Annotated in this window: 16 protein-coding genes; 1 reads left to right on the top strand and 15 read right to left on the bottom strand. The window is 33.5% G+C overall.

Translation table 11 applies throughout. From position 1 onward, the window contains the following. Nucleotides 1–23: 23 nt before the first annotated feature. Nucleotides 24–743: a hypothetical protein gene (locus tag AOC35_RS01680; RefSeq protein WP_108645474.1), complete on the top strand. Its 720-nt coding sequence runs from the start codon at nucleotides 24–26 to the stop codon at nucleotides 741–743. Between the two features lie 96 nt (nucleotides 744–839). Here the strand turns inward: AOC35_RS01680 and AOC35_RS01675 are convergent, their stop codons facing one another. The 15 genes from AOC35_RS01675 to hxsD all read right to left on the bottom strand — a co-directional run bounded on the left by AOC35_RS01675 (nucleotide 840) and on the right by hxsD (nucleotide 20,439). Beyond that, the gene (locus AOC35_RS01675) at nucleotides 840–1,649 is read right to left on the bottom strand and encodes an ABC transporter permease (protein WP_108645473.1); all 810 of its coding nucleotides are present in this window, start codon (nucleotides 1,647–1,649) and stop codon (nucleotides 840–842) included. A gap of 1 nt (nucleotide 1,650) precedes the next feature. Continuing rightward, nucleotides 1,651–2,595, bottom strand: a complete 945-nt coding sequence (locus tag AOC35_RS01670) for an ABC transporter permease (RefSeq protein ID WP_108645472.1) — start codon at nucleotides 2,593–2,595, stop codon at nucleotides 1,651–1,653. Next, nucleotides 2,592–3,677, bottom strand: a complete 1,086-nt coding sequence (locus AOC35_RS01665) for an ABC transporter ATP-binding protein (protein ID WP_108645471.1) — start codon at nucleotides 3,675–3,677, stop codon at nucleotides 2,592–2,594. Before AOC35_RS01665 ends, AOC35_RS01670 begins: the two co-directional genes overlap by 4 nt. Before the next feature lie 62 nt (nucleotides 3,678–3,739). Then, nucleotides 3,740–4,873 (bottom strand): extracellular solute-binding protein, encoded by a 1,134-nt coding sequence (locus AOC35_RS01660; RefSeq protein WP_108645470.1) that lies wholly within the window; start codon nucleotides 4,871–4,873, stop codon nucleotides 3,740–3,742. A gap of 8 nt (nucleotides 4,874–4,881) precedes the next feature. Beyond that, entirely contained in the window at nucleotides 4,882–5,901 is a 1,020-nt protein-coding gene (locus AOC35_RS01655; protein ID WP_108645469.1) for a PrsW family intramembrane metalloprotease, read from the bottom strand. Nucleotides 5,902–5,904: 3 nt separating this feature from the next. After that, the gene (locus tag AOC35_RS01650; protein ID WP_108645468.1) at nucleotides 5,905–8,580 is read right to left on the bottom strand and encodes a virulence factor SrfC family protein; all 2,676 of its coding nucleotides are present in this window, start codon (nucleotides 8,578–8,580) and stop codon (nucleotides 5,905–5,907) included. A gap of 4 nt (nucleotides 8,581–8,584) precedes the next feature. Beyond that, nucleotides 8,585–11,536, bottom strand: coding sequence for a virulence factor SrfB (locus tag AOC35_RS01645; RefSeq protein WP_108645467.1), 2,952 nt, complete (start codon nucleotides 11,534–11,536; stop codon nucleotides 8,585–8,587). Nucleotides 11,537–11,541: 5 nt separating this feature from the next. After that, the gene (locus AOC35_RS01640; protein ID WP_108645466.1) at nucleotides 11,542–12,852 is read right to left on the bottom strand and encodes an SrfA family protein; all 1,311 of its coding nucleotides are present in this window, start codon (nucleotides 12,850–12,852) and stop codon (nucleotides 11,542–11,544) included. A 36-nt stretch (nucleotides 12,853–12,888) separates the two neighbouring features. Then, a complete protein-coding gene (locus AOC35_RS01635; RefSeq protein WP_108645465.1) occupies nucleotides 12,889–14,211 on the bottom strand; it encodes a hypothetical protein in 1,323 nt (440 codons plus the stop codon). Between the two features lie 21 nt (nucleotides 14,212–14,232). Then, nucleotides 14,233–15,840, bottom strand: coding sequence for an extracellular solute-binding protein (locus AOC35_RS01630; protein ID WP_108645464.1), 1,608 nt, complete (start codon nucleotides 15,838–15,840; stop codon nucleotides 14,233–14,235). Between the two features lie 834 nt (nucleotides 15,841–16,674). After that, nucleotides 16,675–17,070 (bottom strand): hypothetical protein, encoded by a 396-nt coding sequence (locus AOC35_RS15600; protein ID WP_170107030.1) that lies wholly within the window; start codon nucleotides 17,068–17,070, stop codon nucleotides 16,675–16,677. A gap of 4 nt (nucleotides 17,071–17,074) precedes the next feature. After that, nucleotides 17,075–17,527, bottom strand: a complete 453-nt coding sequence (locus tag AOC35_RS01620) for a hypothetical protein (protein WP_108645463.1) — start codon at nucleotides 17,525–17,527, stop codon at nucleotides 17,075–17,077. Further along, the gene (gene hxsC / locus AOC35_RS01615; RefSeq protein ID WP_108645462.1) at nucleotides 17,508–18,686 is read right to left on the bottom strand and encodes a His-Xaa-Ser system radical SAM maturase HxsC; all 1,179 of its coding nucleotides are present in this window, start codon (nucleotides 18,684–18,686) and stop codon (nucleotides 17,508–17,510) included. Before hxsC ends, AOC35_RS01620 begins: the two co-directional genes overlap by 20 nt. After that, nucleotides 18,683–20,143: a His-Xaa-Ser system radical SAM maturase HxsB gene (gene hxsB, locus AOC35_RS01610; RefSeq protein ID WP_108645461.1), complete on the bottom strand. Its 1,461-nt coding sequence runs from the start codon at nucleotides 20,141–20,143 to the stop codon at nucleotides 18,683–18,685. Before hxsB ends, hxsC begins: the two co-directional genes overlap by 4 nt. Continuing rightward, nucleotides 20,140–20,439, bottom strand: a complete 300-nt coding sequence (hxsD, locus tag AOC35_RS01605) for a His-Xaa-Ser system protein HxsD (RefSeq protein ID WP_108645460.1) — start codon at nucleotides 20,437–20,439, stop codon at nucleotides 20,140–20,142. Before hxsD ends, hxsB begins: the two co-directional genes overlap by 4 nt. Nucleotides 20,440–20,443: the final 4 nt, after the last annotated feature.

Genomic DNA, 20,443 nt, shown 5'->3' with positions numbered 1-20,443 from the left:
ACCCCTATCACTAAATATCTATTATGCAAAAAGAGTACTTTAATAGGCTAGGCAAAATAACAAAGAATTTATGCCTTGAAATCGAAGAAAAAATTCAAATATCGATCAATGTATCTTTAAAAGATGCTGAAGGAACAAAAACAAATCTTTCTTGTAACATACATGAAAATGGTGCAGATATTCAAACTTTTTCTCCAGAGCATTTTCCTGATGATTCGGTATTTCACGAACTACTACATATTAAAAGAATCCTAGTTGAGAAAATACCCAAACTGGTTTTTAGTCAGCTAGTCGATGAATCTGATCATAAAATTGAAACTGCATTCACTAAACAGGATAATGCATTTGAACACCTTATTATTATTCCTCAAGAAATTTCTACATTCCCAGAAAGGTTGCACTATTGGGAGGGTATTATGGAACGAGAATGGTCAGATATTCATTCAAAAGAAAAAGTAGATCAAAATATAACTCAATTCATTTTGGTTCAATGGGTCTTTTTAAAACAAGTTCTTGCGGAATCTCCCTGCTTAGAATTGGCAAGATCAATAATAAATAAACATGGATTAACTAACCAATCAAATGAGTTCTTTGATGGACTAATACCATTACTAGGAAATAAAGAAAAAGCTATGCTTTTTTGGTTTGAGAAACTTGGGAATCCAAAAAAATTAGCGGCACTGAAATATTTTGATGTACTTACTGGCAACAGTCATGAAGTTCCACTTTGTCAAATGCAATAACGAAAGCATACTTTACATTACGTCCAATTTTGTCTTGATTAAACCATCCAAGTAATTTGAATGATTTTGGGAAACGCTAAGGCATTACGAATAGATTTATTTCAATGACATTGACGATTTTTTATTCTCATTAAAAAGTTTAAAGCCGTAAGCCGAAACAACAACAAAAACTATTGCCATTAAAATTGTCGCTGCTGCATATATTGTAGGATTAATGCCTCTCCTGGCATAACTAAAAATCACTTGAGGCAAAGTTGTAACGCCAGGGCCGGACAAAAATTCTGAAATGACAACATCATCAAATGATAACGTAAATGTCAGTAGCCAAGCTGCAATCAAAGATTGAGAAATGTTAGGTAAGGTTACTAAGAAAAATACTTGATAAGGAAAACATCCTAAATCCATAGCTGCATCCTCTATAGATTTGTCCATTTCTTTCAACCTAGATTGAATAACAACGCTTGCATATGCTACCCCCAGTAAAGTGTGCCCAAGTACTATAGTTAGCTCACCTCTATTTGGCCAACCGAAAATTTTCTGGAATCCAACAAAAAATAATAAAAGAGACATTCCAATAATTACTTCAGGCATTATTAATGGTGCGTTAATCATTGAATTAAAAAAATTTTTACCTAGAAATTTTTGAAACCGAATTAATGAATAGCTAGCAAAAGTCGCAATAATAGTTGCAAGTGTAGCTGAGATTAAAGCAACATTTAATGAAAGAAAAAATCCTTCAACTATTCTTGGATCTTTTGGTAATGCCTCATACCATTTAAATGAAAAACCTGTGAAGATACTATCTTGACGAGAACTATTGAAAGAGAAAACGATTAAAAAAATCAACGGCATATACAAGAAAGTATAAACAATTGCCATCCACAATTTGGAAAAGTGCTTTGTCATATTAAGTATTTTCTTGATTAAAACTCTGAGTTGTTCTTTGGTTATACCAAGCTAGTGGAAAAATTACCACCACAATTATCACTATAGAAAGTGCTGAAGCCCTAGGCCAATTATTACTGCTAAACATCTCATCCCAAACAACGCGGCCAATCATTATATTTTCCGCTCCACCTAGAAGTGATGGGATAACAAATTCTCCTACGCAAGGAATAAAAACCAACATAATACCAGCGATAATTCCTGACTTGCTTAGTGGCACAGTAATTAGCCAAAATGTTTTCCATGCACTAGCGCCCAAATCTTTTGAAGCCTCAATTAGATTCAAATCCATCTTTACTAAATTTGCATACAAGGGCAGAATCATAAAAGGCAAATAAACATAAGACATGCCAATTAACATTGAGACATCTGTGTATAAGATTTGTAAAGGTTCGCTTATGAGTCCAAGACTTATCATTAGATTATTCAAAACACCCTGGTCTGCAAGAATACCCTTCCACGCATAAACTCTTAAGAGAAAAGATGTCCAAAATGGCAACATGACCATCAACAGAAGGATTGGCCTTAATCTCATATTACTTCTAGCAAGAAAATATGCGAAGGGATAACCTATGATAAGAGTTATTAATGTTGTATAGAAAGCATACTTCAAAGAGAGTAAGTATGCTTCTAAATATATTGTTTTGCCCCAAGTAGATCCGTCTTCCCTAAATATTGAAATGAAGTTTTCAATTTTAATATTGAAGCTTATTTGATTATTTCTTAATGAAATGATTTCAGCAAAAGGATTAAGATGTTCCCCCATATCTGTAACACTTATCCTAATCATAATAAGAAAAGGAATTGCAAAAAATAATATTAGCCAAATAAAAGGGATGCTAATTACAACTTTTTTTCCAAAGTTTGGATTCTTTGAAAAAAAATTATGAAAAGTTAAGTTCTTCATTTTAAAACTATGGGGGACTCTATATCCCATTGACAATAAACATCATCACCTTTACTCAATTGAGGTGATACGTCAGAAGAATTGCTTAGTAAGGCTTTAACAAACATAGTAGGATTTATTTTTACTACAAAATTTATTGAATTACCTAAGTATGCAACTTCAGAAATTCTGCCGATCAATGAATTTTTTGAAGGTTCTGTAGTTAATGGTAATAATCTAATCTTCTCTGGGCGAACTGCAATTCTTATTTTTTCAGAAATATTTATAGATTTATTTTTTTTAAATTGTAATAAGTATCCGTTGCTTGAAAAATTAACGATTTCATTTTCAATTGATTGCACTTCTCCATCAAAAATATTGATGTCCCCTACAAAATCAGCAACAAATGAGTTAATTGGTTTTTCATATATCTCTTTGGCTGATCCTACCTGTTCTAACTGACCGTTACTCATAACGGCTATTTGGTCTGCCATGGTCATTGCTTCATCCTGGTCATGTGTCACCATTACACAAGTAACACCTACACTTTTTATAATTCTTTTTAATTCAAACTGTGTTTCTTGTCTTAGTTTTTTATCTAATGCGCCAAGAGGCTCATCCAGTAACAATAAGCTTGGGCTTCTTGCTAAGCTTCTAGCTAAAGCTACTCGTTGCTGCTGTCCGCCGGACAATTGATTTGGTTTCCTTTTTGAGAATTCAGCAAGCTTTACAATGTCCAACATCTCAAATACTCTTTTTTTAATACTTTCCTTATCAAGACCTTGTCTTTTTAGTCCGAAAGCAATATTTTCAAAAACATCCAAGTGAGGGAAAAGAGCATATGATTGAAACATCATATTGATGGGTCTTTCATATGGCTTTAATTCATTAATTACAGAATTATTTAAAGAAATGACTCCAGAACTAGGCGTTTCAAATCCAGCTAACATTCTTAATAACGTAGATTTACCACATCCTGAACTACCTAGTAGAGCGAAAATTTGTCCTTGTGGTATTGTCAAGCTTACATTATTAACAGCTAATGTTTCGCCAAATTTTTTAGTGACATTTTCTAATTTTAAAAAAATATTTTCTTCGTTCATTGTTTTTACTTCATAAAAAAGGGTTGAGATTTCTCAACCCTTAAACTTTAACAAAATTGACCTTAACTACCTTTTTTAAAGGCGGTATAAACCTCTGTCATAGAACTTCTAGCTGCATTACTAATGCTTGTTGGAGGAACCATTTTTGCTAAGACGGCCGGTTCTAGATAAATGGTTTTATTACTTGCCACATCTGGATTTACGAGTGAAATACTTGCCTTGTTGACCGTTGGATAACTTAATTCATTTGTTTGATCAGCTGAAACTTGAGGTTTTAAAAAATAATTCATAAATGCTAGGGCATTTTGTGGATGTTTAGCATCCTTTGGAATCGCTAAATTATCAAAGAAAATCAAACCGCCATTAATAGGTAATAGTGCTTCGATTTCAACCCCATTTTTATTTTCTAAAGCTCTTGATCTTGCGATATTAATATCACCAGCCCAACCCAAAACCACACATGCTTTGCCACCTGCTAGATCATCAATCATGGTGCTAGTGAATATGCGAATATCCTTCCGAACTTTTGCTAACATTTGCCCCGCCTCTTTGTGGTCAACAACATTAGGAGAATATGGGTCTTTTCCAAGGTAATGAAGGGCTGGTGGGATAACCTCTGTTGGAGAATCTAAAAATGCTATCCCACAAGTTTTTAATTTATTTGTATAAGTTGGATTGAAGACTAGGTCCCAAGCATTATCTGGCATTGGAGTATCTCCTAGAGCTTTTTTAACTTTTGCTTTATTAAATCCAACTGTAGTGTAACTCCATGCCCATGGTAGTAAATATTGATTTCCAGGATCTACCTTTTCAAGTTTTGACATCAAATTTTTATCGACATTTGAGTAATTTGGAATTTTAGATTTATCTAATTTTTGAAACAAGTTTTCTTCAATTTGAGATTTTGCAAAAACAGCGCCTGGAACAACGATATCAAATCCAGTATTTCCTGCTATAAGTTTTGCTTGTAAAGCTTCATTTGTTTCGAAATTTTGATAATTTACTTTTATACCTGTCTCTTTTTCAAAATTAGCCAACATGTCTTTAGCTATATAGTCTGGCCAGTTATACACATTTAAAACTTTTTCTTCACTTGGTACTTCGTTAGGAGACCCTGCAGTTGATGCTTGTTCTTTTTTACCACATGACACTAGGCTAATTGTTAAAAGTAGCGTTAATAAAATTCTCTTACTCATCATCTCTCCTAAGTTTGATTAATTTGGTTTAAATCATTTTGAATATCTTTAAAACCTGTTGCTAAAAATCTTAGGATAATTATCCAAGAAATCATACCAAGTACCACCATCTGAAATGGAAAATAATGACCTTCAATTCCCCAAAACATAGCAATATCAGAATTCCAAAGAAAGTGTAATGCAACGGGTATTACAAATAAAGATAAAAATCTAAAATTAAAAATTACACCCCAAATAGTTTTTCTATTTGATTCTCTGTAAGATATCCAAAGGGCCCCTCCAGCCATAGCAGACCATACAATATGAGTAAATGGTGACAAAATACCTCTCATTAAAATAATGTGATTCAATGAAGAAAAACTATTGTCCATAAGTCCTGCTACCAATGCATAACCAGCAGATTCAAAAGCAGCAAAGCCTGTTCCAATTGAAGCTCCATAAAGAATTCCATTCAGAATAAACTTATGTCGATCATTCATTAAATTTTTAGTAAGAATAACAACTACTGCTAATTTTGAAATCTCTTCTATGATTCCAGCAGATGATGGGCCATATATTTTTTGAAGTGGAAAATAATCAAATAACAAAAATGTAACCAAAAATGATATAGCCCCACCAACAAAAATTATTTTCGCGATAGATGCAAAAGAAACATTTTGTGGAGTATTCATTTCAAAAAAGAATGTCAGGACCGCAAAGGGAATTGCAAAACAACCAAAAATAATTAGTGCTGGAAGCGCATAAATAGCCTCCTCTTTGTATATGGTTAGTAAAAGCAATAAAACACAATACCCAAGGAGAGTACTTGCAAGCATGCGAACAAACATCCATGGTTTTGGAAAAATCGACATACTCATGTTAACCTCTGGGGTTGAATTTTTAGTACCTACACACAACCTAATTTCAAATTCCTCCCAACTGTGTGGGGCAAAAGTGCCAGATAAAAAATCTTTCCATGAAAAATTTGATAAATTTGCCAAGCCTAACTGATTTGCTATTAGATCTTTTTTAGATTGATTGTTGTTCATAGTCTAGTTTGACAATTCTTCAATAATAAGTCCTAGTTCTTTGTTTAACTCAGGGCTTAAACTATCTTTACTTACAAATCCAGCATTATCAATAACAATTCTCTCGAGACCAAATATCCAATCTCTTGCAATTAGTGATGTGACTGGTATAGGCTTTTCACTCAAAAAAGTATCGTTATTATTATTTTTGTTAAAAGGCTCGAATACATTACGATAAGAATTAGAAAAGCTCATTTTGGGTCTTTGGCTCAGCGGAAGCTCGCCCATGCCAAACTGATTTATAAAATCACTCAAAGTATTAAACGCAATTATCATTTGCCTATCAACTATTTTTTCCCATGTTGCACCCGCATTATTTTCTGCAGCATCTAATTTAGTAGCTAATTTTTCGAAAAGATTTAATCTTTGAGACGCATTTATTAATTCTTCTATTAACAAACCAAATGTTTTCTCAGTAAAAAAAAGGCTTTTAGCTGTAAAAGAATCGTCCACTAAATCCCTTAATTTCGTAGACCATCTATCTAGGATTTTTTTTGCATATGCACTTGCCCTTGGATGAACGTCTAAAGAATCTTTAATTATTTCTTCGTTAGACTCATTTGCCCAACTTTCAATTGAACTATTTAATAATGAATCTAGATCAACTTCAATATCCTTAGTGGTATTAAATTTATTTGAAGTAAATTTCCCATGGTTTTCAGTTTGCAATCCCGAGTTGACCATGAAATATAAAGTCTTTAATTCTTCTAAAGATAAATTTAATTTATCAAAAATCATCCACAAATCATTTTTTTGAACTAAATGAATAATTTCTTTTTTTATTTGATTTAATATCTCAGTTTTCTTTGCAATCTCTATTTCACCTGATTCATTATAAAAAGGTTTAACTTTTGATATAAAGTTTTCTTTTAAGTTGTTAATTTTCTCTTCTAGATTTTTTTCCCTAAAATCTGGGTTGCAAACCAGGTTAATTCCAGACACAATTCTAGAAATACCTCCATCTTTAGGGAGCATTGCAGCATCCCAAGCTTCAGCTGGATTAGTGAAATGTTCTTGAACATTTTTATCTTCTATAAAAAATAATTTTAATCTTTTTAATCTTTCTTCATCTTCAGAATTTAAGGAAATCTCAGACCCATTTTCGTATTTCATAAAGGTAGATGACTTAATTTCAGGATTCCTTAACCAAAATAAATTCTTGAATGGGTGCTCATCCCACTTTTTTATCCACTCATAATTTTTAAATTTTTCTAATAGAGAACTCTCTATTCTGTTTGCCCACCTTGCTCTTTCGTTAATCTCATTATCTCCACCCTTCAACTTTAACTCCTCATCGAATTTAGTTAGGACAAAAAGAAGGCTTGGTGGCATTTTCGCTCTCTTGTCAGGAGTCTCTCCGATTGAGTCAATTACCCATTGATTAATGAGAGGTGCATAACCTACTTCCTGGGGACCACCTGGCACACAAAGTAAAACCGCTGTCATTTCTTGATCTGCTGTGTAACGTTGAAATAGATAAGCAACTTTACCTCGTAATAACAAGTCTGAAGCTTGATTATTTCTAATCTCTGGATTTGATTCGATTTCTATAATATCTTTAGAATTTAAACTTTTTCTTGATCTTGCACCAGGAAAATCAAGCACGTCTAAATCATCTAAAAAAGGCCACTTTGCATCTGAAATGGTAAGTCTTAACTCTGCTGTTAGGGCTGCAAGAACTGACTTAGAAATTTTGGTCATTGGCTGAGATGTTGAACCAATAATTGGGATTACTTCTAATAGCTCATTAGCTTTATTTAACTTAGACAATTGTTGGGCATCAACCAAGCTAATCTCTCCCCCATCGGACAGAATACTTTCCAAAGGTGCAAGACAAGAATCAGCACCCTTTAAAAATTCAATTTGTTCTGCTAACAAAATGTATAAGTCTGAAAACAATTGAAAATCGCGCCAAATAATTGCAAAAAGTTCTGCTTTATCTTTGATACTTAAATATGGCGCAATAGATAAGGCAACTGGCCAAAATTCCGCTTTCAAATTGGAAACGAAATTACCAAAAATAGCCTCTAGATAAATCTTTAAATCGAGTATCTCTTCCGGAAGGATGGTTGATGGTTCCTTACTTAGATTCCTTGTCCGTAATTTGTCTAATCTAGATGTTATTTGTTCATCTGAAAAAACTTCAAGGTCAACTGATCCTGCATGATCAAAATCTGAAAAAAAACTATTAATAAGAATTTTTAATAGATCAACTTCCGTAAGTAATCTAATTTCAACTGGAAAATTTTTGTTTGAGTAATTGGAAACTTTTTTGGAAAACCTTGTAACTACCCCAGTAGATTCTCTTCCACCACTGGGATTAATTCTCTGTAAAAAATCAATATGTTGATCTGCTAAATTTACTGTTAAGCTTCCTTTAACTCCTTTTGCAAGGGTTGAAACCAAATATGATTTTCCAGCTTGTGATGGGCCAAAAACACCAATACATGGGGATCTTTCTAGGGAAGTCTTTATTTTTTTTGCAAGTAATTTAGTCTTTAGGAAAGAATGATGATTATCAATATGATCTAACTTAATTTTAGAGTTTTCTATTGCTGCTTTATCATTCCATGAGATAGCCTTGTCAGTAGCATCAATAATTCGCGTTGCTAAATTAGTTAAGGGTGTATTTTTTTCCATAGACCTATGCCTCTTTTATGTGTCCGCTATCAAGCCAATAACCTAAATCGTCAGATAATGTTTGTAACTGAATTTTTAGGCTCTTACGGCTTATTGGAACCCCATCTTTGGATGATATTTCGCCAATCTCAAACCTTTCATGATCCCCTTTTCTTATTTGACCTTTATCTCTTTTTAAAGAAACTAATAATGGTGTTTGTGGATGGATTTTTTTTCTTGTCTCTTCATCAGCATAATCTAAAAAATATATCAGGCTTGCGCGCCATCTTTCTAATGGAAGTTGTCTAAAGCCTATCCACATACCTCCTCTAAACTCGAATTTATCCTCCGATAATTCATAATTTGGATCATCTAAATTTACATTGTTATAGAAAATATCAGCGTTGGCTATTTGACCATCTGTAATTTTTCCAATAAATTTAGTGGTTGATTTAAGATTGAGTTTTTCACTGCTGAATAAAAAGTTTGCAATTCCACCTTCAGACAAAGTACACAACATTGCTCCAACAGCCGCAGTTGTTTTTGGATCACCGATTGTTCCATATTCGTGAAATGGATACCAAGTTCCACACCTAAAGCCATGCATTTGTATGATTCTCTCCACAGGCAATGGCATATTTTTCTTTACAGTTGTGATAATCCCCTTGAATCTTGATGGCCTGCCGGTTAAAAGTAGTAAATCACAATTATGTGCATAAACCACTTCGCATAGAGCCTCAAGAACTCTATTAATTTCTGTGCCGTTTTGTATGGTTTGGTCAATTGCATTAAGATCAATTAGAAAGTTGATCTTCATAATGTCAAAACTATGCCCACCAGCAGAGTGAACTGCGTCATTTATATACTTGACGACTTTGGGTGAGATTGAGTTCTGTAAAAATTCTTGAATATTTTTTCTTATCGGCTCAACGTTAGCAATTTTTTCAATATTCTCGTACTCACCTAAGAGATTAAGGCCTATGGGTACCAAAATTTGATTAGTAAATTGTCTTCTTAATGTTTTTACTTGAATATCTTGATTAGCTCTATCCGCTCCAAATAGGTCTTTTGTAATTGCAGTTGGATCACTTATCCCTGAATTGCGTATTTCATTTTCTATTTCAGTTATAACGTGCAACTGAATAACCCTTTTTAAAATATCGTCACCAGCAATTGTGAATCCTTCTCTAAAAATCTGGTTTGGAACGATAGTTACCACACTTCCTTTGCCTTCCAATACGTAATCTGCGATAACTAAATCTGTGGTACCTCCACCAATATCAATAGATGCAACTCTTAATTCATTTTCTTTTCTAATATTGGAATCTCCAAAAAGTCTTTTGTTAGCAGCAAACATAGATGGAGCAGATCCACCAAACTGTGAATTAATTGAAGAATACAACCATACAACTTGGCTACAAGTTGCCTCATCGTATCTGATTACAACTTCAGGAAGATTAGGTTTATTAACATCTAACTTATCACCATCATCATTCAAATATTCAAGAGCTTGCCAAACCAATTTACATGCTTCCAACGCCCTTTTTCTTAATATGGCTTGTTCTTGTAAAGGCATTGCTGGTGGTAAAGTTAAAACAATCTTACTTAAATGTCTAACTAAATCATAATTAGGCATCTTCATTCTCTGAGCATGAGAATTTATCATAACTAAAGATTGAGTTAGTATTTCTGAAATTGCAAAAGTCATTAGAGAACTTCTAGAGTATCTCGGATTTATAACTGGAAAGCGCCCAGGATCGTCAATTTCCATATTACAAAGCGCATCACCTTTTTGATTAATTAGTCTTACAAATATTCCTTCATTTGCGAGAGGTTCAATTAAAGATTGAGGCTGATTAAAACGCCAATCTAAAGGGAATTCTTCTTCATCCCATAAATATCTTTTAGGGCCAGACAAACCTGTTGTTCCCTCAGTTCCTCGTCTTCTAGTGGACAACCTAGATGCTTCAGGACCTACACGAGCAAATGTAGGCCATAAAAATCCATCTTGCCTACCGCTTTCCCTTGATATCGCAGAGGAACCAAACTCGGCTAGATTAAATTCTATACGGCTTTCAAATGGCTCTGAATAGACAAGATGTGGATCACCTAAATCTCGAAGCTGTAATGTATAAGAATTAGAAAGGTTACCCCGTTGAGCAGGATGTTTTTCTAATAAAACTGCGCAAGTTCTTGAGTTACCTAAATCTAAAATTAGACTTGTCTCAATTTGAGACTTTCCAGAGGATTGAGTATTTTCAAGAATTTTTACTCTTGGAAATTTAATCATCTCTGATACAAGGCTAACGAAATGTTTATATTTACCGATAGCTTCAGTTGGCCAATCTAATTTCTGCTCTTCAATCTCTTGGGCACTTAACTTGGGATTATTTTTTTTGATAAAAATATCCCATTCCTTTGTTATCCAAGAATGCACCCACTTTTGAATTAAAAATTCATCCAAAACCGTTATATCACTCAAAGCAGCAAAGATATTGCCATTTTCAATATCTTCATTTTTGGGCGTTAGGTAATCGTTTTCACTAAATGAAAAAGAGTTTAAATTAGTATCAAAAGCTAAAGTAAGTCTATATAAGTTTCCATCCTCATCAGGCTCATTAAGAATCTTTAATCTTGATCTTACCCAATTCGTTGGTCCATTTATAAAACTTCCATCATTTTTTTGCTGGAAAAAAGGAAATGGGACCCAAATGGAATCAAAAAACTTTAAGGTTTCAGATCCTGATGAAAAATATTTGGGGGAACCTAAGTACCTTTCTTTTGAAAGACCATGTTTTGAAAGATTACCTTGATGATCTTGTATTAATAAAATTGGGACTTGCTCATTGTCCGAATCTAAAAAATTTGCCTCTTTTAATTGTTTACTATTTTTACAAAATCCAAAATCTAAAAATTGAATCCCACTGTTTTCTATCAAGGAAACTTGGGCATCAAAATTTTGTAGTTTAACTAGCATATTAATTATTTTCTTTCAAAATCTGCATCACAAGGGCCATTTTCACAGCGGAGAACGCAATTAGCTTTATTACTGTTATCAATTATTTTGCATTGGGCTAAATTTGATTTATATCCCCCGCCAGTTGTGCAAGTTAAAGGGTCCATAGCTACATCAAAAGAATTGTTAGTTTTAATTCCCGCCTTTGCATTGCCAGAACAAACATTTCCACCTTGTTCACGTATCTCAGCTCTTCCGTTTCCGTTTTGATCAAAAGAAAAATAAACTATTATATTTTCACCACTTTTTGCATTGTGTAATTCAGTTACTAACTTCCAGTTTCCGTTGAACACCTTAAGATTTTTTTGCTCTAAATTTTCTTTGTTTAGTTTAGGCACCTCAACGGGTGGTGGAGGAATATAGGGGGCTTGTGGAGGGGCCGTCAAAACAGGTGGATTATTTGCTTCGGATATTTTAGGGGTATTAGTTTGATTATTAGGCTCCCCGGCCCTAGGCCGTTCCTCTACAACTTCTGTCTTTTTATTTTCATTGGAGCCATAAAGAGGGAAGTCCGTATTGCAGGACTTTAGAATCGCAGGAATTCCAAATATAAGTAGTATCAATAAAAAAATCCACCACCCATACTTTTGCCACCAACTTTTTGATTTACTCAATTCGATATTTTCAATTTTATTAGTCTCACCATCAGCAAAGTTTGAATTTTGTTGCAAAAATGATGAGTTATTGGATTCTTTTTGAGTTGATAAAACAGACTGAGGGTTTATATTAGACGGGATTTCTTCTGAAGGAAGAGTTATAGTATTTTTTAAAGCACTGTCTGTAGATAGAACAGTGGGCTTAGGCAGTATTGCATTTAAAGACATATTTGCTTCATTTAAGCTATGTTTTTTAAATCCCCAAAATGTAAGTAAAGGTCTATCCTTTAAAACATAAACCTCGCTAGATCCTGGAAAAATTTGAATGCCTTTTAATAGTTCTCCGTAAATTTTAGATGTTTCATTTGTCGAACTAAGTAACTTGTTACTCAATTCTTTAATTTTCAAAAATTCTTCCTCGAGAATATTCCAAATCAATAACTTTTTTGAATCATTTAATTCATCATAAGTATTGAAAGTCTCATCTTCAGTGGGGACGTACCAGTCAATAATATTATTTCTATCATCACGAACAGGATCTGAAAATATATTAGAAGTTGCTTTACCAAGCTCTTTCTCAAGCAATCGCTTAATTTGAACTGAGGCTCTGTAAATTGAATCACCTCCAACGCCTAAAGGATCGAAATCTGATAATTTGCCAGCTTTTATTCTTATTGTCATTTAAGGTAAATTTAAGCTTGAATTAATAAAATTTAATTAATGGATTTGAGATAGTATCTTAATGGTTTCATCTTTTTCAGACTGATTTAAATAATTATTGCTCCTCAGATAATCTCTCAATCTATTAATGTCTTTATTAACATCAACGTTTAATTGATAAGATTTAAGGTACCAAGTTGCTGCACTTATTGCACTTTCATTAGGAAAAGTCACTTTTACTGTAGCCCTAAGTGAAGGATCAAATATTTCAGCTAAAGCTAAAGTTGATTTAGGGTGAGCCATTTGAGCAGCTTTTTCAAAAAGTAAATAAGCTTCAGCATCATGCCCCTTACCTTTCCATGACATCCCAATTGCATAAACTCTATCCATATCAGATAACTCATAAATTATTTTATTTGCTTCCTGAGTGGTTGGCTCTGGAAAGTTATTATCTGACAAAGTGACTGTTTCTGGAGGATTTGATACTAAGGGTGGTGTATTTTTGTCTGGGTTGAAAACAAAATAAAATGCCCCTAAAACTACAAATAAACCAAAAATTGCAAGAATAATTTTGTTATTTTTTTTCTCGGTTGAAGGTAAGATTTTATTTTGATCATGCTCATGTGGTTTGGCATTTTGAATATTTTGAGTAATATTTCCAGCCATTTCGGAATCATTTGATATGTTTGTTGTATCAAAATTCTCTCTAATTAAATTTTCACTTTTGGGAGATGGATTGTGAGCTACCTCTAATGAGTTTTCATTTTTAATCTTTTCTTCATCTGGTATCGAATGAATAAGACTTTCATTTACATCACTAAACCCTTTTGGAAATGGCCATTCTAGCTCATTATCTTTATCGTTATCATCCAAGCTATTATTTTTTTCATCAGGGTTGTTTAAAGATTTTTCTTCAAAATTAGGTAGTTTGTCTAACTCAAGAATTTTCTTAGTATTTTCACTTGAGGCAGATTTATCTATCTTTACAGATGTAACATTGTCAAGTTTTAATCTGGCTTGAATTTTTTTTATATTACTTGATAAATTTGGTGATTGTCTCAGTCCACCTCTCAAGACACCCTCTATGAAGCTTCTTTGACCAACTCGTCTAACGGTTATTTTGTAATTCAAGTTTCCTAAATTAAGGACAATATTTTTTTCAAGAATAATTAAAACCTCTATTCCCTCAGCAATATTTTCACCTTCAATAAGAAACCAATGCTCAGATGGTTGCCAACCATTGTTTCCTAAAACATTATCACTTGACCCAACACGAGAAATCTCGAATTCAATTTCTCCCTCACCTGCAGGTGCAGGAATTTTAATCACCGCACAACCAGCTGGTGTTTTATTTGAAAATTCTAAGTTACTTTGAAACATCAGAAATTTTTCCAATTGAATTTATTGAAACTGTTTCCAAAGCTTTTCCATATCTTGCTTGGTTTTTGAGGTCAAAGATGGTACAACGATTAATCTTCTCATCACATCTTGGGGTGGAAAAATACCCTGATCACTTAAAAGTGAGGGTTCGATATAAGGTCCAGAATTTATGTTCCCGTTAGCATACCTTACAGTATTAGAAATTTTTCCAATTACTTTAGGTCTCAATATGTAATCAATAAATTTATGAGCCGCATCTACATTTTTAGAGTTTGTGGGAGTAGTCAAAGTATCGAAACCCAAACTACCTCCTTCAACTGGAACTCTATATTGCACTACATTACCCCCACTCTGAGAAGCTTTAGCTTGAAGAGTGTCTCCAGAGAACCCAATTGCAGCACATATTTTTCCTTGAGCAAGTGCAGAAATATATTCATCGCTACTAATGGGTTTCACGTATTTTTTTATGCCCATGAGAATTTTTTCTGACGCCTCGAGAGATGGTGTGTCGTTGTTCCATTTTTTCACACCACCATATAAAGCCGCAAGAGGAATCACGTCTGAGGGAGAGTCAATCACTCGAACTCCACATGCGCTTAATTTACTTGCAACAGACGGATCAAATACTATACCTAATGACTCTAAATTCACGCCAGGTAGGTACTTAGCCACTAATTTTGGATTCGTTGCAATACCAAGAGTAAACCACATATAAGGAATTGAATATTTTGTTCCTGGGTCCCAAGCTTCAAGATAAGCAAGTATCTTGGGGTCAACGTTCGCAAGGTTTTTTAACTTTGATTTATCCAACGGCTTTAGGAGCTTCTGTGAAACTAATGCAGAAATATTGCTTGCCGTAGGAATTGCGACGTCATATGGCTCAGGATTACTTTTAAGCTTAGCTTCCATCTCCTCATTAGAACCATATGTATCATAAATGACTCGGATTTTAGTTTCTCTTTCAAAATCCTCAAGCACACTTGGTTCAATGTAATCTGGCCAATTTAAAACTCTAACTGTACCTAAGATTTGTCCGGGTTGTAGAATAGATGATCTCTTTAAGTTCATCAAAGTTGTTTTTGTAATCATTCCATCAATACTTGTTCTTTGGTTTGCTTGAAATGATTCGACAGAGCTTTGAGTTTGAGCACCAAATGTTCCATCAATAGGTCCAGGATCAAATCCTAGTTTGACTAAATAGCTTTGCGCCTCCCTAATTCCATTAGCATCTAAAAGTTTATCTTCACCTTTAAGATTTCCTTTTTTCCATGCGCCAGAATTCCATGCAACATTTCTTAAAGCTTTTAACAAAGGCTCTGTAACTGAACTACCAGAATTTATATTATGTTCGTAACTAAATGCTCTAATAGCTTCAGCTGTCGCTGATGACATTACTCCAGTTGGAGTATCCTTAAGATATCCCAACCTTGATAATAATCTCTGGGCAATCTCAATTTTTACTGATTGATCCACAGAGGAATTTGCAGTTGAATTTGTTGTGAATGATGGACTTGAAGGTGACTGAGGCGATGAATACAAACCTTGAGCATAAGGAAAGGAGTGCATTAAGGCAAAAATAATTAAAAAAGGTTTTAAAAGACGTAAATTTTTTGTTAAGCAAATAAACATCGTAATTTCCTATTTAAACAGTAAATGTAATAATCTTATAATACCTTAGCAAATTTAAATATCCTCAAATTTAAACTATTTTATTTATTAATGCATCGGTTGTAGGCCGATGTTCCGAATGCATAAGCACTACATTCTAATAATCTTTGTGAAGCCCTTAAAGACTTATCATCCAGCTTTTGGACGCAATGTGCCATTGCGTTACTTCCGGTTGAGTAACCGTATTCGGAACATTTTTGTTGATAAGTTAAAATTCTTTCTTGTGGCGTCATGCAACCCGATAGAATAACTCCTAAAAATAAAATTATATTGATTGATTTCATATACTTATTGATTTTATAGTTATTCACCTTAAATATCTTACTATTCAATTCATAAAAAATTACGCGAAGCTTTTACTTTTAACTTAATTTCGCTAAAAGCGAGATTTTATTGTCATAAAAAAGAAATGATTATGCTTCAAATATCATTAATTTTTGAAGCAAATTTAATACAACACGAATACGATAGAACAAATTTGACTCTTTACTGAATATAAAAATAAAAAGAACCTATCTTTCTAAAAAATAATATAGTTTTAACACTTAGAATAAATTACTAAGGTCTTTATATGAAAAAAATCTGTAGTACTCCCCTAACATAAGGCGTTTTATATGTGGAACCCCGCATTTTGAGAGTAGCAAAATTACCCATAAAATTCACGTTAAACGGAACAAATAACTTACTACAGTCAAATGAAAACATTAACTTGTGCAAAAAGATTTGCTGAGAATAATATGACAAGTGTAAGTATTAATATCTTTTTCATGGTTTAGATTTTCAGGCCTGCAAGGTTTATCTTATTCTAATAGCGTCAACTGACTCATTATCATCTGTATTAATTAACTTATCATCACAAGCAATAATGTCTGAAATAGGCAACCATAAAGCTGAATCAATTGTATCAACACTATCAACCCTCCATACACTTCCGTCTTCCAGAATAATTATTTCTCCATTCGATAAGACTTCTTGAATCCAATGTCCCGATTCGCAACCAGCAATTCGGGGTTGATACCTACCTCTGGAAGGCATTGGTAATTGATTTTTTTCTTGATACTGATATTTCTGTTGGGTAGGAAATTCATTTGCTATGGGTCTATTTTTATTACTTTTTTCACATGAACTCAGACAAATACAAACTATTAAAAAAGCAAACTTAAATTTAAAGGGGGAATTGATGGACGTCATACTCTTACCTTAACGCATTCATCTCTCGATTAACACAGTTTTTCCACAGTGAAGGACCGAATGAATACGGGCAGGATTGAAGAACCCAGGCTTTATTATTCGGGGACAAAGAATCTAAGTTGGGCATTCGTGTTTTTACGGCACTCAACTCCCGTTCCATGCAACTTTTCCACAAAGAAGGACCAAATGAATACGGGCAGGATTGATTTACCCAATTCAAATCTGATTGGCTCACTCCAGAAGCATCTGGCGTAGCAGAGTTTATTGCATTTAATTCTCTATTCATGCAACTTTTCCATAAAGATGGTCCAAAAGAGCGAGGGCATGATTGATTAATCCAATTTTGTTGTTCTGGAGTCAATCTAGAAACCGCATCATCCATAGCATCAGCCCAAACTGACTGCATTGCCATTAGAATCCATACAAGGGCAAAAAATTTATATACAGTCTTCTTCAATATTATTCCTAAAGGGTTTCAAGTTTGAACTATATTTATAAAGTGCTGAAGATGTGAAAAACCCACCACACTCTTCCTTTTTTAGACACTTTCCGCACTCTGGAACGTATTCATTTTTCCAATCACTAATGGATTTACGATATGCGAATTTAACGTCTTCATTAACTAAACAAAGTTGATGGTTATATATAGATACATTCATTCCATAATTTCTAAGTATTTGAGTTGCTTTACTTAACTCGTCCTTGTATTCAATTTGGTCTACCCATAATAAGTCTAAATTTGCACGAGTAAACCCAATTATTTCTAGGCCCATTAAAGCAACATGGTCAACAAACTGTAGATTTCTAACAATAAAGTCCGCTATCGATGATAGCTGAAATGCATTCAATTTATGTATTACTACCCTTATCTCAACCTTTTGATTTAAGCTTTTTAAATTAAGGATGCCACGAATAGTTTCGTTATAAGCATTTTTAGCCTGAACAATATAATCATGCATTACAGGATCATCTGAATAGATTGGTATTCCAATCATCACATCTGGGTGATCTATCTTTGCATAATCTCTAGCAAACTTAATATCTTGAAAACTTCTACCATTACTCAATATATGGAGCGAAGTATTAGGTAGGTAAGATTTTGTTAAGTTAATTAAGTCTAGAAACTTATCACCAAATAACGTTGGTTCACCACCAGTGAACCCAATCTCTAAAGTATCTTGGGGAATTAATTTTATTAAATCAAAAACTTCATCAATAATATAACCATCATCGATATCCTTAGGAGGTTGGGAACACATAAGACAGTAATGATTACACTGCTCTGTTATCAATATTGAATTTTGATTAGATTTTCTTCGGTACAAAACTCTTACATTACTATCTTGTCCTTCAACTCTAACAACATCTCCCTCGTCTAAATGTTGTAAGTCAGTCGAAACGAGGTACTCAATTTCTTTACTTAACTTTGAATTAACCGAGGGCTTTTTCCTTAATATAAATTTGTACCCCTGCGGAGAATCAATGTCTTCTTCTAGGATAAGTCCCACTTTATTTGCTAATACTAAAGGTAACGTCATATTTTTAGTAAGTGGGGTTACATAAGAATCCAACGGATTTCCAGATAATAGTTTGAAACGTCCATTTAACTTAATCATGTCCTATTAGCCCATCTAGTAAATAGATGCATCACAAAATCATCCTCTTCCATTCTTTGAATTAAGTATTTGAATATTGACGTATTTTTTTTACAAAATTCTGACTCTGCCTTTCTAGCCACAAAGTCTTTGTGAAGAGAGTAGTGATATACAGGCTCGGATCCACAGTATTTCTCGAAAGCACACTCATGACATCTTGGCACACTAACTGTAATTGACTCTTCTAAAGGTTTTAAAAGAGCCTCAGAACTAAAAATTTCTTCATAGGAATTGGTGAGTACATTCCCCATTAAAAAAGTATTGTCTCCCATTTCGGCTAACATTCGACTCTCATCCGAGGGATGAACATTACCATCATAGTTATAAACTATTGCAGCTATTCCAATGCCAGATGGGCTCATTAAATCAACATATCCCGTATCTTGACTTGTTAATATCTTCGTTAATATCGTCGACGCATAGTATTCTTGAAATCGGATTCCATTTCGGTTGAGGTCAATAATATATTCAAGTCCCTCTTTATAAAAATCTAACCACTCCTCTGTTTTATATGATGCGTAGGTCTTCGTTTTAATTGCAAACCCATAAGGAGATAAAGCTCGAAGAAAGATTCCATCAAATCCGTACTTTAAATATTCATTGATGATTTCTTTGACTCTTTTAAGACTTGACTCTGTAGTCGTCATTAGAGCTGAAACATTTTGAAACCCAATAACTTCTCTTGCAAGTTCAATTCCTTCAACAGCTTTTTGATAACTGTTTTTCCCTGGTCTTGGTCTATTTTTATTATGTAGGTCTTCCGGACCGTCCAGTGAGGTTGAGATCACTATTTGATACTCTTTACAGAAATTTAAAATTTCCTTATTAATTAGAGCCAAATTTGTTGCTATGACAAAACCTAGATTTTTTTGGTGTTGAACATTTCTTTTAATTGCATCTAAAACTATGGATTTTATGAGCTCAAAATTTAATAGTGGCTCTCCACCTTGAAATTCAATCTTGATCGAGTTGGAAGGACTCTGAAAAACCAAATCAAGTGACTTAAATGCTACAACTTCATCCATATCGTATTTGGATTTATCTTCTGATTGCCTAGATACTTGGCAGTAAGGGCAACTATGTTCACAACGAAGACTTACAACAAAAATATGCAGTGAAGTAAATTCAGGCAATCGAACGTATCTTGTCCTAATTTTTAAAGCCAATAATTCTGGGGCAATGTCATTTCTTGAATCTAATAAAAATTGTTTTGCCCTAAGCCTCAGATAATCTGGATCGGACTCAGTTAATTGATGGTTAACTAGCTTGTCTAAAATATCTCTTTCAACAACTAAGTATTCCCCTGAAAAATTAGAAAGGATATATCGTTGGTCCAGCTTATCAAAGCTAAATGGTAGAAGTTGATAGCTTGAACTTTTATTTGATTGATAAAAGTTAATTGGTTGAAACTTACTCATTCCTTGATGAGGCTAGTTCTGGAAAAAGCATGAGCTAAAATCAAATTTCTTACAGACTCAGTCTCAATACTAATTTTTTCTCGTAAATCTTGATCAAGAACTTCATTTTTAAAATTACTAACCGTTTTATCAATCAACTCCTTTGATTTTTTATCAGAAAAGCTAAGAATACATTTTATATTTGAAGAATCTAAATGAAAATCAACACTAAAAACGTCTGTAAATCGATAAGCTGCCTTTTTGATGACGTCTAATTTATAGGCATCTTTATCAAAATAAACTTCTATGGCGGTCATAAAG

It is taken from the genome of Polynucleobacter rarus (assembly GCF_003072505.1).
In the GTDB taxonomy this organism is placed as follows: Bacteria; Pseudomonadota; Gammaproteobacteria; order Burkholderiales; family Burkholderiaceae; genus Polynucleobacter; species Polynucleobacter rarus.
The sequence above is the reverse complement of the archived record's forward strand: the minus strand, read 5'-3'. Positions and strand labels throughout refer to the sequence as shown.

Coding starts and splice junctions, on each gene's coding strand:
- AOC35_RS01655 (WP_108645469.1), bottom strand. CDS start 5,901: ATGAACAACAATCAATCTAAAAAAGATCTAATAGCAAATCAGTTAGGC.
- AOC35_RS01640 (WP_108645466.1), bottom strand. CDS start 12,852: ATGACAATAAGAATAAAAGCTGGCAAATTATCAGATTTCGATCCTTTA.
- AOC35_RS01665 (WP_108645471.1), bottom strand. CDS start 3,677: ATGAACGAAGAAAATATTTTTTTAAAATTAGAAAATGTCACTAAAAAA.
- AOC35_RS01630 (WP_108645464.1), bottom strand. CDS start 15,840: ATGTTTATTTGCTTAACAAAAAATTTACGTCTTTTAAAACCTTTTTTA.
- hxsB (WP_108645461.1), bottom strand. CDS start 20,143: ATGAGTAAGTTTCAACCAATTAACTTTTATCAATCAAATAAAAGTTCA.
- AOC35_RS01650 (WP_108645468.1), bottom strand. CDS start 8,580: ATGGAAAAAAATACACCCTTAACTAATTTAGCAACGCGAATTATTGAT.
- AOC35_RS01645 (WP_108645467.1), bottom strand. CDS start 11,536: ATGCTAGTTAAACTACAAAATTTTGATGCCCAAGTTTCCTTGATAGAA.
- AOC35_RS01670 (WP_108645472.1), bottom strand. CDS start 2,595: ATGAAGAACTTAACTTTTCATAATTTTTTTTCAAAGAATCCAAACTTT.
- AOC35_RS01635 (WP_108645465.1), bottom strand. CDS start 14,211: ATGTTTCAAAGTAACTTAGAATTTTCAAATAAAACACCAGCTGGTTGT.
- AOC35_RS01660 (WP_108645470.1), bottom strand. CDS start 4,873: ATGAGTAAGAGAATTTTATTAACGCTACTTTTAACAATTAGCCTAGTG.
- AOC35_RS15600 (WP_170107030.1), bottom strand. CDS start 17,070: ATGACGTCCATCAATTCCCCCTTTAAATTTAAGTTTGCTTTTTTAATA.
- AOC35_RS01675 (WP_108645473.1), bottom strand. CDS start 1,649: ATGACAAAGCACTTTTCCAAATTGTGGATGGCAATTGTTTATACTTTC.
- hxsD (WP_108645460.1), bottom strand. CDS start 20,439: ATGACCGCCATAGAAGTTTATTTTGATAAAGATGCCTATAAATTAGAC.
- AOC35_RS01680 (WP_108645474.1), top strand. CDS start 24: ATGCAAAAAGAGTACTTTAATAGGCTAGGCAAAATAACAAAGAATTTA.
- hxsC (WP_108645462.1), bottom strand. CDS start 18,686: ATGATTAAGTTAAATGGACGTTTCAAACTATTATCTGGAAATCCGTTG.